At 66.4% G+C, this 13,533-nt stretch carries 12 protein-coding genes; 10 read left to right on the forward strand and 2 right to left on the reverse strand.

From position 1 onward, the window contains the following. The first annotated feature begins 1 nt into the window (after position 1). The 4 genes from kce (at position 2) to AC0J5K_RS10870 (ending at position 4,996) form a co-directional block, all read left to right on the forward strand. Positions 2-928 (forward strand): 3,5-dioxohexanoate:acetyl-CoA acetone transferase, encoded by a 927-nt coding sequence (kce, locus tag AC0J5K_RS10855; protein ID WP_274562946.1) that lies wholly within the window; start codon positions 2-4, stop codon positions 926-928. An 88-nt stretch (positions 929-1,016) separates the two neighbouring features. Further along, positions 1,017-2,042: a histone deacetylase family protein gene (locus tag AC0J5K_RS10860; RefSeq protein ID WP_274562944.1), complete on the forward strand. Its 1,026-nt coding sequence runs from the start codon at positions 1,017-1,019 to the stop codon at positions 2,040-2,042. Beyond that, the gene (locus tag AC0J5K_RS10865) at positions 2,039-3,139 is read left to right on the forward strand and encodes an NAD(P)/FAD-dependent oxidoreductase (RefSeq protein ID WP_048530897.1); all 1,101 of its coding nucleotides are present in this window, start codon (positions 2,039-2,041) and stop codon (positions 3,137-3,139) included. The genes AC0J5K_RS10860 and AC0J5K_RS10865 overlap by 4 nt, the downstream gene beginning before the upstream one ends. A gap of 96 nt (positions 3,140-3,235) precedes the next feature. After that, positions 3,236-4,996 (forward strand): sigma-54-dependent Fis family transcriptional regulator, encoded by a 1,761-nt coding sequence (locus AC0J5K_RS10870; protein WP_074835148.1) that lies wholly within the window; start codon positions 3,236-3,238, stop codon positions 4,994-4,996. A gap of 20 nt (positions 4,997-5,016) precedes the next feature. Here AC0J5K_RS10870 and AC0J5K_RS10875 read toward each other — a convergent pair whose 3' ends face one another. Beyond that, positions 5,017-5,709 (reverse strand): GntR family transcriptional regulator, encoded by a 693-nt coding sequence (locus AC0J5K_RS10875; RefSeq protein ID WP_274562940.1) that lies wholly within the window; start codon positions 5,707-5,709, stop codon positions 5,017-5,019. Between the two features lie 261 nt (positions 5,710-5,970). Here AC0J5K_RS10875 and AC0J5K_RS10880 point away from each other — a divergent pair, with 261 nt between their 5' ends. From AC0J5K_RS10880 to AC0J5K_RS10905, 6 genes are all read left to right on the forward strand, one after another. Then, entirely contained in the window at positions 5,971-6,927 is a 957-nt protein-coding gene (locus AC0J5K_RS10880) for a tripartite tricarboxylate transporter substrate binding protein (RefSeq protein WP_274562939.1), read from the forward strand. Positions 6,928-7,000: 73 nt separating this feature from the next. Next, the gene (locus AC0J5K_RS10885; RefSeq protein WP_274562937.1) at positions 7,001-7,471 is read left to right on the forward strand and encodes a tripartite tricarboxylate transporter TctB family protein; all 471 of its coding nucleotides are present in this window, start codon (positions 7,001-7,003) and stop codon (positions 7,469-7,471) included. Positions 7,472-7,483: 12 nt separating this feature from the next. Beyond that, positions 7,484-8,995 carry a tripartite tricarboxylate transporter permease gene (locus AC0J5K_RS10890; protein ID WP_274562935.1) on the forward strand — a complete coding sequence of 504 codons (1,512 nt, stop codon included), beginning with the start codon at positions 7,484-7,486 and terminating at the stop codon, positions 8,993-8,995. A gap of 53 nt (positions 8,996-9,048) precedes the next feature. Beyond that, positions 9,049-10,080 (forward strand): PdxA family dehydrogenase, encoded by a 1,032-nt coding sequence (locus AC0J5K_RS10895; RefSeq protein ID WP_274562933.1) that lies wholly within the window; start codon positions 9,049-9,051, stop codon positions 10,078-10,080. After that, positions 10,077-11,567 carry a choline-sulfatase gene (gene betC, locus AC0J5K_RS10900; RefSeq protein WP_274562931.1) on the forward strand — a complete coding sequence of 497 codons (1,491 nt, stop codon included), beginning with the start codon at positions 10,077-10,079 and terminating at the stop codon, positions 11,565-11,567. Before AC0J5K_RS10895 ends, betC begins: the two co-directional genes overlap by 4 nt. A 3-nt stretch (positions 11,568-11,570) precedes the next feature. Then, complete coding sequence (locus tag AC0J5K_RS10905; RefSeq protein WP_274562929.1) at positions 11,571-13,067, forward strand: sulfatase family protein; 1,497 nt, start codon at positions 11,571-11,573, stop codon at positions 13,065-13,067. Positions 13,068-13,084: 17 nt separating this feature from the next. On the opposite strand, the gene AC0J5K_RS10910 is transcribed toward AC0J5K_RS10905, so the two are convergent. Continuing rightward, positions 13,085-13,474: a carboxymuconolactone decarboxylase family protein gene (locus AC0J5K_RS10910; RefSeq protein WP_074835158.1), complete on the reverse strand. Its 390-nt coding sequence runs from the start codon at positions 13,472-13,474 to the stop codon at positions 13,085-13,087. Between the last annotated feature and the right edge of the window lie 59 nt (positions 13,475-13,533).

Here is a 13,533-nt window from a genome sequence, read left to right on the forward strand (position 1 = left end):
GATGTCCAGGATTCTCATCACCTGCGCCATCACCGGATCGATCCACACGCCGTCGATGTCGCCGCATCTGCCGGTGACGGCAGAAGAGATCGCCCGCCAGTCGATCGCGGCCGCCGAGGCCGGCGCGGCGATCCTGCACCTGCACGCCCGCGATCCCGAAACCGGCCGCCCCTCGTCCGATCCGGCGCATTTCATGGCTTTCCTGCCGCGGATCAAACAGGCCAGCGGCGCGGTGCTCAACATCACCACCGGCGGCAGCGCCACGATGACACTGGACGAACGGCTGGCGGCGCCGATCCGGGCCGAGCCCGAAATGTGCAGCCTCAACATGGGATCGATGAACTTTGCCCTCTACCCGGCGGCGGAGCGCGTCACGGAGTGGCAACACGACTGGGAAAAACCGTTCCTCGAAACCTCTGACGATCTGGTGTTCAAGAACACCCCGCGCGACATCGCCGGCATCCTGCGCCAATTGGGCCAGGAGCGCGGCGCGCGGTTCGAATTCGAATGTTACGACGTCGGCCATCTCTACATGCTGCGGCATTTCGCCGATCGCGAGCTAGTTGCGCCGCCGTTCTTCATCCAGTTCGTCTTTGGCGTCCTCGGCGGCATCGGCCCCGACCCCGAGAACCTGACCCACATGAAGACCATCGCCGACAAGCTGTTCGGCGACAGTTACATGTTCTCGGTGCTGGCCGCCGGGCGGCACCAGCTGCCGATGGCGACCATGGCCGCCGCCATGGGCGGGCATGTGCGCGTCGGGCTGGAAGACAACCTGATGATCGCGCGCGGGCAATTGGCGCCCGGCAATGCGGCACAGGTCGACAAGATCCGCCGGATCGTCGAAGCGCTGGGCCGCGAGGTGGCCAGCCCCGGTGACGCCCGGCAGATGCTGGGCCTCAAGGGCGCTGACAGGACGGCGATTTGATGGCAGTGACACCAAAACCGGCCAGAGACGCGGCCCCGCATGAAGCGCCCCCGCAAGAGGCCGCCCCAAAGGCCAAGGAGCAGATACGATGAAGGCCATCTTCGACCCCCGCCAATGGCACCACGACCCCAAGCATTTCATGGCCAATGGCGCGATCCGGCCCAACCCGGAACAGCCCCGCCGGATCGAGGTGCTGAAATCCGCCGCCGAAGAGGCCGGCTGTGACTTTCAGGCGCCTGCCGATGCCGGTCTCGGCCCGATTGCGGCGGTGCATACGCCGGAATATCTGACCTTTCTGGAAACCATCCACACCCGCTGGCGCCGGATCGAAGGTGCCGGCGAAGAGGTGATCCCCAACATCCACCCGGCCAACCGGTGCGACAGCTATCCGAAATCCGCCGTCGGTCAGGCGGGGTATCACCAGGCCGACACCGCCTGCCCGATCTCGCAAGGCACATGGGACGCTGCCTATTGGTCGGCCCAGAGCGCCGTCACCGGCGCCGATCTGCTGCGCGCGGGCGCGCAGGCCGCCTATGCGCTGTCGCGTCCGCCTGGCCATCACGCCTTTGCCGATCTTGCCGGCGGGTTCTGCTTTCTCAACAATTCAGGCATTGCCGCCGAACGGCTGCGCGCCGCCGGGCTGCGCCCGGCGATCCTCGATGTCGACGTGCATCACGGAAATGGCACGCAGGGCATGTTCTACGAGCGCGACGACGTGCTCACGGTATCGATTCACGCCGATCCGGCGCGGTTCTACCCGTTTTTCTGGGGCCATGCCCAGGAGCGCGGCGCCGGTCGGGGCCTTGGCTGCAACCTCAACCTGCCACTGCCGCTCGGCACCAACGACGACGGCTTTCTCGAGGCGCTGACCACCGCATTGCAACGGGTGCGCAACTTCGGCACCGAGGCGCTGGTGGTGGCGCTTGGCCTCGACGCCTCGATCGACGATCCGTTCCAGGGGCTGGCGGTGACCCAGGACGGCTTTGCCAGGATCGGCGCGGCAATCGCCGCCACCGGCTTGCCGGTGCTCTTCGTGCAGGAGGGCGGCTATCTGTCCGACACGCTCGGGGCCAATCTGACGCGAACCCTGACCGGGTTTCAGGAGGCATCGTGACACGGGCGGATGTTCTCATCATCGGCGGTGGCATCGCCGGAATTGGCGCCGGTGCCGAGCTTGCCGCCGATCGCTCGGTCTGCGTGCTCGAAGCCGAGCGGCAGATCGGCTATCATGCCACCGGACGCTCGGCGGCGATCTTCATCCGCAACTACGGCAATGCGACCCTGCGCGCGCTCAATGCCGCCGCCGCCGGGTTTCTCGAGGCGCCCGAGGGGGTCTCGGAGCGCAGCCTGCTGTCGCCGCGCGGCGAGATGATGGTGGCGACCGAAGACGAGCTGGACGCGCTCGAGGCCTATTGCAGCGGCGCCGAGGGGTTGGAGCGGCTGAGCCCGGCCCAGGCGGTCGAGCTGGTACCGATCCTGCGCCCCGAGATCATCGCCGGCGCCGCCATCGAGCGCGACGCCCAGGATATCGATGTCGACCGCATGCTGTCGGGCTATGCCCGGCTGTTGAAACAGCGCGGCAGCCGGGTCGAGACCGATGCCCCGGTCACGGCCATCCGCCGCGACGCCGGACTCTGGCAGGTGACCGCCGGCGGCCGGAGCTATCAGGCGCCGCTGCTGGTCAATGCCGCCGGCGCCTGGTCGGCGGCGGTTGCCCGGATGGCCGGCGCCACGCCGATCCCGCTGCACCCGTTGCGCCGCTCGGCCGCGATCCTGCCGGCGCCCGAGGGGTATGACCTGCGCGCCTGGCCGCTGTTCGTCTCGGCCTCCGAACGCTGGTATGCCAAGCCCGAGGCCGGCAAGCTGATGGTCAGCCCGGCCGACGAAGACCCGGTCGAGCCGCATGACGCCTGGGCCGATGACATGGTGCTGGCCGAAGGGCTGTACCGGTTCGAACAGGCGGTCAGCATTTCGGTCACCCGGGTCGAACACAGCTGGGCCGGGCTGCGCAGCTTTGCGCCCGATCGCACGCCGGTGGTTGGCCATGACCCCGAGTGCGAGGGGTTTTTCTGGCTGGCCGGCCAGGGCGGCTATGGCGTGCAGACCGCGCCGGCGCTGTCGCGGCTGACCGCCGATCTGGTGGCAGGCACCGCGCCGCAACTGGCCGATGCCGTGATCGCCGCGCTGGCGCCGGGCCGTTTCGCGGCCTGAGCAGCAGAGGCCCGTCCGGCACGGCTCCGACTTTTGGCGCATCGCCTTTTGCGGCGATCCGGCGTAGCATGTCGCCAGCCAAACCGAACGAAAGACATGATCGCACGCCATCACGTCGAGGAAATCGAGCGCGTTCTCGAAGGCGGCGCCACCGGGCGCGACAGCCAGGTCGCGGACTCGTGGAAACGCTGCGTCGAAGTCCATGGCCTCGATCCGGCCCGTGCCGATCCGGCGCATATCGTCACCGAAACCGAACTGCGCGAGCATCGAATGCAGGCCGAGCGGATGATCGCCTCGGCCCGTTCCGGCCTGCAAAGTCTGTTCCGACAGGTGGCGCGGCAGAATTACACCGTGCTGCTGACCGACGCCAAGGGCGTCTGCGTCGATTTCTTTGGCGATCCCGATTTCGAGGATGATCTGCGCGGCGCCGGCTTGTTCATGGGGGCGAACTGGTCCGAGGATCTGGCCGGCACTAGCGCCGCTGGCGCCTGCATCGTGACCGGCGAGCCGGTGACGATCCATCAGGACGACCATTTCGGCAATGCCCATACCGCGCTCTCCTGCACCGCCGCGCCGGTCTATGACAGCCTCGGGCAACTGGCTGCGGTGCTCGACATCTCGCTGTTGCAATCGCCGTCGCCGAAATCGAGCCAGAACCTGGCGATGAGCCTGGTGACCTCCTCGGCGCGGCGGGTCGAGATGGCGAACCTGATGGCGCAGAGCCGCCGCGAATGGGTGCTGCGCTTTTCCGCCAGCCCCGAGTTTCTCGATGTCGATCCCGAGGCGGCGGTGACGCTGGACGGAGCGGGGCGGATCATCGGCTTTACCCGAGGCGCCGAGAAAATGTTCCGGGGCGATGGCGGCTCGCTGCTCGGCCAGCGGCTCGAGACCCTGCTGGACCTCTCGGTCGACGACCTGCCCGATCTGATGCGCGACCGGCCGACCGAGGATCGTGTGGTCAACCTGCGCGACGGCGGCGCGCTGTTCGGCCACGCCATCGCGCCGCAGGCCCCCAGAACCGCAGGCGCTCTGACCCGCCGGCTGCGCCAGAGCGGCGGCCCGCTGGATGCGCTGGCCGGCGCCGATCCCGGCATGCAGCGCCTGCTGGCCAAGGCCGAACGGCTGGCGCCGACCGAGGTGCCGCTGCTGCTCTGTGGCGAAACCGGCAGCGGCAAGATGCGGCTGGCGCGGGCGGTCCATGTGGCCGGCGGCGCCCGGCGCAGCCTGATCGCGGTGGATTGCGCGGCGTTGACCCCGGAGAGCCTGCCCGACGCGCTGGGGCCCGCCGGTCCCTGCCGCGCCACGCTTCTGCTGCGGCGGGTCGAGGAACTGCCGCCAGCGGTGCAGCCGCTGCTGACCTCCCTGCTCGACGAACGCCCCGGGTTGCGGCCGGTGGCGACCTGCTGCACCGATCTGGCGCTGGCGATGCAGCAGGGGCGGTTCCACACGCCGCTGTTCTATCGCCTCACCGGCGCGACGCTGGCCCTGCCGCCGCTGCGCAAGCGGCAGGATCTGGGCTGGCTGCTCGACCGGCTGCTGCGGCGCCGGACCCAGGGCGAAAAACGCCTGTCACCGACCGCGCGGGCCGATCTGACCGGGCGGGTCTGGCCCGGCAACCTGCACGAGCTTGGCCGGCTGCTCGATGTCGCCGTGGCGCTCTGCGATGGCGAGGTGATCGACCTGCCCGATCTGCCGCCGCCGGCCGAGCAAGCCGTGGCGCCGGTCGCCGAGGAGAGCCTGGAATCAGTGCTGGAGGCCTGCGGCTGGAACATGTCCCGGGCGGCCCGCCGGCTGGGGGTGAACCGCTCGACCGTGCTGCGCCGCATGCGCCGGGCCGGCCTGACACCACCGGCCTGAGCCGCCCGGGGCCGCGCCGCTCACTCGCCGGCGGCCGCCTGCACTTCGCTGCGGGCGGCTTCGATATTGCCGATGGCATTGCGCAGATGGTCGATCAGCGCCGCGGAGGCCGCCGCGGCATCCCGCCGTTGCAGGGCATCGACGATGCCCTGGTGCTTGGCCATCTGCTGCTTGCGGTTGGCCCGCCGCTGGGACGAGACATATCGCGCCCGCCACAGCCGGGTGTTGTATTGATTGTGGGTTTCGATCAGCGGCGGATTATGCGCCGCCCGTACGATCGCACGGTGAAAATCCATATCCAGCCGGAACCGTTGAAGCCCGTCCTCGCCTTCGGCCATGTCGACCATCTGCCGATGCAGGGCCGCGATCTGCGCCAGTTCGCCTTCGGTGGCCTGGGCGCAGGCCTGCTCCCCCGCCAGCCCTTCGAGCGCGCCCTGGATCATCAGCCAATGCGACAGCGTCTCCATCGAGGGATCGGCCACCCTGAGACGGCCGTCGATGTAATCCACCAGCCCCTCGACCTCGAGCAGCCGGATGGCATCGCGCACCGGCGTGCGGCTGATCCCGAGCAGGGCCGAAAGCTCCCTCTCGTTCAGCGACAGGCCCGCCGGCAGCCGTTCGAGCAGGATCAGCTCGCGCAGCTTGTCGGCCGATTGCTCGGCCAGGCTCTTGGGCCGCTCGGCGGCCAGATTGTCGCCTATCAGGTCTTTCAAGGACATCTCTACCATACCCTCCTGCCGGCCGTCCTGCCGCAGATCATCTGCCTGCACCACAGCCAAGCCTATCGCTTCGCGTTTCCAGACAACAGACCATGGCGCAGGATAACCGGGGTCTCCGACCGCCGCAAAACGCTGCCCACAAATTCTGTCTTGTCTTGGTATACCAAAAACCGTATACCATGATTCATGTCAAGTACGAAACCCCGGAGGAGCGGGGGTCATCGTCAGACACCGGCACGTTCAGAGGAGGAACACATGCCCATTTCCAAGCAGATCACCGGCGCCCTTGCCGGGCTGGCCCTGGCCGCAGCGGCGGCCCCCGCCCTGGCCGAGGGCTTCCCGGACGGCCCGATCGAGGTCATCAACAATTCCAAGCCCGGCGGCGGCTCGGACATCTTCCTGCGGTTTGCGACCGAGCGCGCCGGCGAGATCCTCGGCGGCGACTTCCTGCACCTGTCGAAAACCGGCGGCGTGGCCACCAACACGCTGAAATACGCCGCCGGCAAACCGGCCGACGGGCAGACCCTGTTCATCGTCAATGCCGGCACCGCGCTGACCATGATGCGCGGCACCGTCGATCTGACCAGGGACGACATCATTCCGCTGGTGCGCGGCACCGTCGATCCGGAATTCGTGGTGGTGAAAGCCGGTCGATTTGCCGATGCGGCGGAGTTCATCGACTATGTGCAGAACAACAGCGTCAAGCAGGCCGGCACCAAGGTCGGCGGCAATCCGCATGTCAGCGCCCTGATCTTCCGCAATGCGCTCGAGATGCAGAACCAGGTCTATGTGCCGTTCGAGAAATCCGGCGAGATCATCATCAACGTGATCAACGGCAATGTCGACGTGGCCCTGCTGAACTTCGACGAATTCGAATCCCAGGCCAAGGCCGGCCAGGTCGAGGCACTGGCGATCCTGACGCCGGAACGCTCGGCCAATTCGCCCGACATTCCCACCGGCCACGAAGTCGGCATGCCGGTCGATATCGAGGTGGTGCGCGGCATCGGCGTGCTCAAGGGCACCCCCGAACCGGTTATCGCCAAACTGGAAGCGGCGCTGATCCAGTCGATGAACGGCGAGGGCTATCTCGAATATCTCGCCGGGTCGGGCCAGGACGCCCGCAGCATTGCCGGGCGCGAGGTCTTCGGCGCACAGTTCGACAGGATGTATGATGGCTATCAGGCCGTCGCCAAGGAACTGATGGGCGGCTGAGGCCCCGGCCGGCCCGGACGCCTCCCCCCGGGCCGGCCGCCTTTCGCTTTCCGTCTCAAGATACAGGACGCCCATGTCACACCCCGCCCCCCGCACCATCGACCGCACCCGGCTTATCGAAGCGCTGGTCGTCATGGCCTTTGCCGTGATCTTCTTTGCGGTGACCTTCAGCTTCAAAAGGGTGCCGCCGATCCTCGCCCAGGGCATTCAGCCCACGGTCTTTCCCCGCGCCATCCTGGCGATCATGTTCGGCCTCGGCGTGATCCAGGCCGTCACCGCGCTGCGGCCCTCGGCCGAGGATCTGGAAATGTTCAAGCCGAAGGGGCCAATCCCGCTGATCGTGGTGCTGACCGCGGCGCTGCTGATCGGCTTTGTGGCACTGATGCCGGTGATCGGCACCTTCCCGGCGCTGGTGCTGTTCCTGCCCGCCCTGTCGCTGCTCTGGGGGGAACGCCGCTGGCGCCTTATGGCGCTCAGCTTTGCCGGCTTCGCGGGCTTTGTCTACCTGCTGTTCCGCCTGATCATGAACGTCCCCCTGCCCTGAGGATTGCACCCGATGGAACCCTTTCTGCTTGTCCTGCAATTCCTTGCGGACCCCTATAACCTCTTCATCATCGCCGCCGGCACGCTGGTCGGCCTGATCGTCGGCGCGCTGCCGGGCCTGGGCTCGGTCATCCTGATTGCGCTGATGCTGCCCTTCGTGGTCCGCATGGACCCGACCACCGGCATCGCGCTCTGTGCCATCGTCTATTGCGCCACCACCTATGGCGGCTCGATCACCGCGATCCTGATCAACACGCCGGGCACGCCAGCCGCGGCGATGACCACCTTTGACGGCTTTCCCATGGCCCAGAAAGGCGAGGCCGGCCGGGCGCTGGGCATCGCCACCTTCTCCAGCGCCATCGGCGGCATTCTCGGCATCCTGGTGATGATCGTCGCCACACCGCTGCTGGCCCGCGTCGCCTATCACTTCGGCCCGGCCGAGTTCTTTGCGCTGGCGGTTTTCGGCATGTCGATGCTGGCCTCGATCAGCGGCAACTCGATGGTCAAGAACTTCATCGGCGGCGCCTTCGGCCTGCTGCTGGCCACCGTGGGCACCGATCTGACCACCGGGATCGAGCGCTTCACCTTCGGTCAGGCCGATCTCTATGAAGGCATTGCCGTGGTGCAAATCATGATCGGCATCTTTGCCGGCGGCGAATTGCTGCGCCAGGCCACCCAGACCAAAGTCAAACGCGAGCTGGTGGCCGAGGGCGTGACCAAGCTGCCTTCGTTGCAGGACTTCAAGGCGATCTGGCGCACCGTACTGCGCGCCACCGGCATCGGCACCTTCATCGGCATCCTGCCCGCCGAGGGGGGCAAGGTCGCGGCGATGATCGCCTATAACGAGGAAATGCGCTGGTCCAAGAACAAGGACCAGTTCGGCAAGGGCGCGATCGAAGGCCTCGCCGCGCCCGAGGCCGCCAACAATGCCGCGACCGGCGGCACCATGGTGCCGACCCTGGCGCTGGGCATCCCCGGCGGCGGCTCGACCGCGATCATCCTGACCGCGATGCTGATCCTCGGGCTGCGGCCGGGCCCGGCGCTCTTTGCCGAACAGCCGGACCTGCTGGCCGGCATCTTCGGTGCCATGCTGGGGGCCAATATCTGCTTCCTGATCTACGGCATGGTCGGTGCCAAGTTCTTCAGCCGGATCACCCTGATCCCCACCACGATCCTCTGGCCCTGCGTGATCTGCCTTGCCGCGCTTGGCGCCTTCTCGTTGCAGCAGAGCATGTTCGACGTCGGCGTCATGGTCTTCTTCGCGATCCTCGGCTTCTTTCTCAACCGCCACGGCTTTGCCCCCGCACCCATCGTCATGGGGCTCATCCTGGGCGAGCTGATCGAAACCTCGCTGAAACAGAGCTACCTGATCTATGACGGCAATCTCTGGGCGATCCTGCAACAGCCGATCGCGCTGGTCTTCCTGCTGCTCTCGGTGGTCGGGGTCTGCGGCCCGCTGATCGCCAAGGCGCTTGGCGCCTGGCGTGCCAACCAGGCCGCGCTTCTGACCGGCAACGACGAATGAACGGGGCGCCGGGCCGCCGGCGCGTCTCGCAACGCAAAGTTATGGAACGACTGATGACAGATACCCCCGTGATCCTCTCGACCCTCGGCGATGCCGGCGGCGTCGGCCCGGAACTGGTGGCCCGCACGCTGGACCACCCTGAGATCACCCGTGGCTGCAAACGCGTGATCGCGGGCCACCCCAGGATCTTCGACATGGGCCGCGAGGTGGCGGGCGTCGCCACCGACCTGCCCCGCTTCACCGATATCGAGGCCGCGATTGCCAGCCCCGATCCGGTGGTCTTCTACCACTTCGACACGCTGCACTACGGGGATATCGACGTCGGCAAGACCAGCGCCCAGGCCGGGCTGGCGGACTACGAGATCGGCTGTCACGCGGCCGATCTGTCGGCGGCCGGGCTGATCGACGCCTTTGTCTGGGCGCCGGTCAACAAGGCCTCGATCCACAAGGCGGGCCATCATTTCGAAGGCTACAAGGCCGGGATCGCCGATTACATGGGCTTTACCGAGCGCTCGACCGAGATCAACACCATCGGCCACCTCTGGACCACCCGCGTCACCTCTCACATCCCGATCTCGGCCATCGCCGGCGCGATCAGCGAAGACGCAATCCTCGATGTCCTCACCTATTTCGACCGCGAGTTGCGGCGCTTCGGCTATGCCGATCCGCGCATCGCGGTCTCGGGGCTGAACCCGCACAACGGCGACGAAGGCGCCTTTGGCCGCGAGGAGATCGACATCATCGCCCCCGCCATCGAAAAGGCCAAGGCCCGGGGCCTGAACGTCGCGGGGCCCTATCCCGCCGACACGATCTTTCTCACCGTGCAGGACGAGGGCATTCCCGCCGTGCTGTCGATGTATCACGACCAATGCCAGATCGCGACCAAGCTGATGGGGTTCGACGATGGCGTCACCTATTTCGGCGGGCTGCCCTTCATCCTGGCCACCCCCGCCCATGGCACCGCGTTTGACATCGCCGGGCAAGGCAAGGCGCGGCCCAATGCGATCCTCAAGGCGCATGAGCTGGCCCGCCGCGCGGCGCTGACCGCCAAGGGCCTGCCCCTCGGCGAAGGGGAAGCGGCATGAGCGATCAGCCCAATATCCTCTTTGTCCAGGCCGACCAACTGACCGCTTTCGTGCTGTCGATGTACCGCGACGACGCCCAGTCAAAGACGCCCAATCTCGATGCGCTGGCCGCCGAGGGCGTGGTGATGGAAAACGCCTATTCCAATTCACCCATCTGCTGCCCGGCGCGGGCCTCGCAATTCTCGGGCCGGTTGCCCTCGACGCATGAGGTCTGGGGCAACGGCGCCGAGTTCCGGGCCGAGATCCCCACCGTGGCGCATTTCCTGCGCGCGGCCGGGTATGAATGCGTGGTATCCGGCAAATGCCATTTCATCGGGCCGGACCAGTTGCACGGCTTTGACCGGCGGCTGACCACCGACATGTATCCCTCGGGCTTCGACTGGACCATTCCCTGGTCCTGGGGGCCGGTGCATCGCGAAGGCACCTCGGTCAAGAAACTGGCGGTCAGCGGGCTCTGCAAGACCAACAACCAGCTGCTTTACGACGCCGAGGTGCAGTACCGGTCGCTGGAATTCCTGCGGTCCCGTGTGCTGGAAAGCCACGATCAGCCGTGGTTCCTGCATGTCTCCTACACCCAGCCGCACGAGGCCTATCAATCGGTGCCGGAATACTGGGGCCGCTACGACGACACCGAGATCGCCCTGCCCCGCATCCCTGCGGACGAGGCACCGCACCCGACCACCGAATGGCTGCACATCCACCACGGCATCGATCAGGCGCCGCCCTGCGACGACACCATCCGCGCCTCGCGCCGCGCCTATTACGCCATGATCTCGCATCTTGACGATTACGTCGGAGAGCTGGTGGCCGAGCTGAAGCACCTGGGCCTTTATGACGACACGGTGATCGTCTTCACCTCGGATCATGGCGACATGCTGGGCGAACGCGGCATGTGGTTTAAACGCAGCTTCTACCAGGGCTCGTTGCAGGTGCCGATGATCTGGCACAACCCCAAGCGCATTGCGCCGGGGCGGCGGGCCGAATGTGTCTCGCTGGCCGATCTCTGCCCGACCTTCGCCGAGCTTGGCGGTGCAAGGGAGACGTCGGACCGCTACGGCAGCGACCAGAGCGGCAGTTTCCTCGGCCTGCTGATGGCGCGCAGCGACAGCGTGAAAGACGAGGCGATTGCCGAGTATTTCGGCCCCGGCGTGATCGAGCCCTGGCTGGCGATCCGGCAGGGCGATTTCAAATACGCCTGGACGCGCAACGCGCCGGAGCTGCTGTTCGACCTGGCCAGGGATCCCGACGAGCAAACCGACCTGTCGACCGATCCGGCGCATGCCGCGATCAAGACGCAGCTGAAGGACCGGCTGCTCGGCCGCTACGACGTCGAGGCCATGACCCGGCGGGCCGCGCGGGAAAAGGAAACCCGCAGTTTCCTGCATGACGCGCTGTCGACCAATGGCGGCTATCACTGGGATTATCAGCCCCTTTTCGATGCCAGCCAACAATATGTGCGCGGCGTGAACAAACCGGCCACGGTGTAAGCGATGACCAAGCAACCCAATATCCTGATGATCTATGCCGACCAGATGCGCTATGACTGCGCCGGGTTTTCCGGCAACCCCGACGTCAAGACCCCGCATCTCGACCGGCTGGCCAATGAAGGCACCTGCTTCGACGAGGCTTTCACCTCTTACCCGCTCTGCACACCGTTCCGCGCCTCGCTTCTGACCGGGAAATATGCCCACAAGGCGGGGCTCTATTCCAACCACTTCCCGATCGACACCGATCAGCCCTCGCTGGCGCCGATCCTGAACGACGCGGGCTACCGCTCGGGCTACATCGGCAAGTGGCACCTCTACGGCGGACCGAAACCGGGGTTCATCCCGCCCGGACCGGACCGCATGGGGTTCGATCATTTCGTCGGCTACAATCGCGGCCACTACTACATGGATGCGATCTTTTACCGCGACACCGACCAGCCCTATCGCTGCCGCCGCTACGAGCCGGATTTCCAGACGGATCACACCATCGAATTCATGCAGAGCGCCCGCGCCAAGGGCGACCCCTTCCTCGCCTACGTCTGCTTCGGCCCGCCGCATTTCCCGATGGACATGCCCGAGCACTGGCGGCGGATGTACGACCCCGACAAGATCACCCTGCCCAAGGGCACGCCGAACCCCGAGCTGCAAAAGCGCCGGGCCCAGGAACGTACCGCGCGCGACTTCGACGGCGATGACAACTTCGGCGAACGCTCCAAGGCCGACAAGATCGAGGGCCAGGACCCGGAGATCGAAACCGAGGCGCAGATCCGCAAGTTCGTGGCCGAGTATTACGGCATGATCTCCAACGTCGATCACAATGTCGGGCGGCTGCTGAACTGGCTGGATGCCCAGGGCATCGCGGAAGACACCATCGTCGTCTTCTTTTCTGACCACGGCGACATGCTGGGCCAGCACGGTAGCTATTGCGGGATCAAGCGGCAGGCCTATCGCGCCTCGGCGCAGGTGCCTTTGCTGATCCGCTATCCGGGCACGTTCGCCGCCGGCAAGCGGGTGACATCGCTGGTCGATGTGGCGGTGGACACCATGCCCACGCTGCTGGAGGCGTGCGGTGCCGAGGTTCCCGACAGTGTACAGGGCACCAGCTATCTCTCGCTGCTGGAGGGGGCAGAGGATATTCCCACCCGCGATCACGTGCAGTTCGAATTGATGAAAGCCGATTTCGGCGGCCGCAGCGAACGCCACGTCAAGCCCGAGCGCGGCATTCGCACCCCCGACTGGCTTTATGTGCGCAAGCAGGACCGGCCGCTCTACCTTTTCGATCAGACCGCCGACCGCGACGAGCTGATCAACCTCGTGGATGATCCGGCCTTTGGCGCGGTGCAGGCCGAACTCGATGCCCGGGTGGTGCGGAACATGGAGGAGACGGGCGACGCCTGGGGCCTCGAGATGGCGTTTCCGCCGCCTGGTTTCATGACCCATGCCGAGGGCGCCGCCTATCTCGAAACCACCGTCAAACCGGCGGCGATCGAGGTGCCCTGACCGGCCGGTTCGGCCGCTCAGAGCATATCGTTCTCGGCCAGGACCTTGCGTGCCACGCGGAAGCATTCCTGCGCCTGCGGCACGCCGCAGTAGATGCCCACCACATGGATGATGGCGCGGATCTCTTCCTTGCTGACCCCATTGTTGAGCGCGCCGCGGCAATGGATCTCCCATTCGGTCATCTTGCCCAGCGCGCCGATCATCGACAGGTTCATCATCGACCGGGTCTTGGCGTCGATCACCTCGTCGCCCCAGCCGAACCCCCAGCACCAGGCGGTCATCGCCTCCTGGAACGGCCGGGTAAAGTCATCGGCGGCGGCGAGGTTCTTCTCGACGTAGTCCGCGCCCAGCGTCGCCTCGCGTTGCGCCCGCCCCTTGAGGAAAAGATCTTCGTCGAAACTGCTCATGTCGGCTCCCTTCAGCTTGGCCGTTGGCCGGCCACCGGCCCCTGTCTACACCGCCGGAT

The organism is Marinovum sp. E3 (genome assembly GCF_055755275.1).

Bases quoted from the DNA above. Each gene is read 5' to 3' on its own strand.
- kce (WP_274562946.1), top strand. From the start codon at position 2: ATGTCCAGGATTCTCATCACCTGCGCCATCACCGGATCGATCCACACG.
- AC0J5K_RS10890 (WP_274562935.1), top strand. From the start codon at position 7,484: ATGGAACCCTTTCTGCTTGTCCTGCAATTCCTTGCGGACCCCTATAAC.
- AC0J5K_RS10870 (WP_074835148.1), top strand. From the start codon at position 3,236: ATGATCGCACGCCATCACGTCGAGGAAATCGAGCGCGTTCTCGAAGGC.
- AC0J5K_RS10910 (WP_074835158.1), bottom strand. From the start codon at position 13,474: ATGAGCAGTTTCGACGAAGATCTTTTCCTCAAGGGGCGGGCGCAACGC.
- AC0J5K_RS10885 (WP_274562937.1), top strand. From the start codon at position 7,001: ATGTCACACCCCGCCCCCCGCACCATCGACCGCACCCGGCTTATCGAA.
- AC0J5K_RS10860 (WP_274562944.1), top strand. From the start codon at position 1,017: ATGAAGGCCATCTTCGACCCCCGCCAATGGCACCACGACCCCAAGCAT.
- AC0J5K_RS10895 (WP_274562933.1), top strand. From the start codon at position 9,049: ATGACAGATACCCCCGTGATCCTCTCGACCCTCGGCGATGCCGGCGGC.
- AC0J5K_RS10880 (WP_274562939.1), top strand. From the start codon at position 5,971: ATGCCCATTTCCAAGCAGATCACCGGCGCCCTTGCCGGGCTGGCCCTG.
- AC0J5K_RS10905 (WP_274562929.1), top strand. From the start codon at position 11,571: ATGACCAAGCAACCCAATATCCTGATGATCTATGCCGACCAGATGCGC.
- betC (WP_274562931.1), top strand. From the start codon at position 10,077: ATGAGCGATCAGCCCAATATCCTCTTTGTCCAGGCCGACCAACTGACC.